The organism is Xanthomonas maliensis (assembly GCF_009192945.1).
In the GTDB taxonomy this organism is placed as follows: Bacteria; Pseudomonadota; Gammaproteobacteria; order Xanthomonadales; family Xanthomonadaceae; genus Xanthomonas; species Xanthomonas maliensis.
Genome location: NZ_NSET01000124.1, coordinates 1 through 1,817, shown reverse-complemented (window position 1 = coordinate 1,817; position 1,817 = coordinate 1). Strand labels below are relative to the sequence as shown.

Genomic DNA, 1,817 nt, shown 5'->3' with positions numbered 1-1,817 from the left:
GTCCAGCGCGTCGAGCAGCAGGACGCGGGCGCGTTGCAAGGCACGGCTGGCCGGCAGTTGCTGCTGCAGCTGGCTGTCGGTGAGCACCACGCGTGCGCGGGCGTCGTCGAGCATGAAGGCCAGCCGCTCGGTGGGATGATCCGGATCGAGCGGGACATAGGCGCCGCCGGCCTTGAGCACGGCGAGCAGGGCGATCAAGCGCTCGGCGCCGCGCGGCAGGTAGAGGGCGACACGGGTCTCCGGGCGCACGCCGACGGCGATCAGGCGATGGGCCAGGCGATTGGCGCGGCGATCCAGTTCGGCGTAACTGAGCTGGAGCTGTGCGTCTGACAATGCCATCGCGTCGGGCGTGCGTCGGCATTGCGCGTCTAACAGTGGATGCAGCAGTGGCGTGCCTGGCCACGGTGCGTGGCTGCGGTTGAAGTGGTGTAGCAGTTGGGTGCGTTGCTCGTGATCCAGTAACGGCAGCGCGTTGACCGCGCAGTTCGCATCCTTGGCCATGGCCTGCAATAGGCCGTCCCACATCCGTGTCCAGCGCAGCACCGTGGCGCGGTCGAACAAGCTGCTGGCATAGATGACCGATCCGCGCAGGCCAGTGTCGGTTTCGCTGATCGACCACCAGAGATCGACCTGGGCGGACACCGGCCCCGTCGGCACTGCGGCGATCTCCAGTCCGGGCAGCGCCAGCTGCGCATCCGGCGTGTTCTGCATGGCGAAAACCGCTTGATACAGCGGTGCATGCGCAGTGTTGCGTACCGGGTTGAGCGCATCGATGACGTGTTCGAAGGGAAGGTCCTGATGGGCCTGTGCGGCGAGCGCGGTGGCACGGACCTGGGTCAGCAATGCGGCGACGCTGGGGTTGGCGCGCAAGTCGATATGCAGCGCCTGGGTATTGAGCAACAAGCCGATCAACGGCTCCAGTTCGCTACGGTTGCGATTGGCAATCGGTGTGCCGATCACCACCCGATCCTGGCCGGCCACTCGCGAGAGTAGTACCGACCAGGCGGCCAGCAAGGTCATGAACAAGGTCGCGCCATGGTGCTGACCTAATCTCGCCAGAGCGCGGGTCGTGTCGTGATCGATCGTAAATTCCAGCGCTTCGCCGCGGTAGTCCTGCCTGGCCGGGCGGGGTCGGTCGGTCGGCAGTTGCAATAACGGTGGCGCATCACGCAGATGCTCCTGCCAGAAACGCCGTTGCTGTTGCAGCTCATCTTGGCCGAGTGCGCGGCGCTGCCAGACGGCTACGTCGGCGTACTGCAACGTCAAGGGTGGCAGCGGATCCGGTCGGCCTTCGACCAGGCAGCTGTAGAGCGCAACGCATTCCCGGACCAGGATGGCGAGAGACCAACCATCGGCAACGAGATGGTGCAGGGTCAGCAGCAGCACATGCTCCTGCGCGCCGAGGCGCAGCAGGCGGCCGCGTGCCAACGGACCCTGCGCCAGATGAAATGCGTCGCTTGCCTCGTGTTGTGCCTGTACCCTCAGCGCGGCCTCCGCGTCGGCATGCTGCGACAGATCCAAATGCAGCAGCGAGAACCCAACGTCCGCCGGAGCGATTCGTTGCGCTGCGCTGTCGTCCATGGCAACGAAGTACGTGCGCAGCGCCTCATGCCGGGCCACGATTCGATCCAACGCCTGCTGCAAGGCACCCACGTCGAGCTTGCCGCGCAGACGCAGGCCGACCGGGATATGACAGGCGAGGTTGGCACGTTCGTCCAATTGAGCGAGAAACCATAGCCGTTGCTGGGCGAACGACAGCGGCAGCGGCTGGCTGCGATCGGCCGGCTCGATGGCAGGTAAATCGCTGTTCGCTGCGG

The 1,817-nt window shown here is 65.8% G+C and carries 1 protein-coding gene; it reads right to left on the bottom strand.

Features of this window, described 5'->3' with window-relative positions; all coding sequences use genetic code 11:
• Positions 1–1,817: condensation domain-containing protein (locus CKY51_RS22205; protein WP_152250062.1), on the bottom strand; the 1,817-nt coding region annotated here is incomplete at both ends.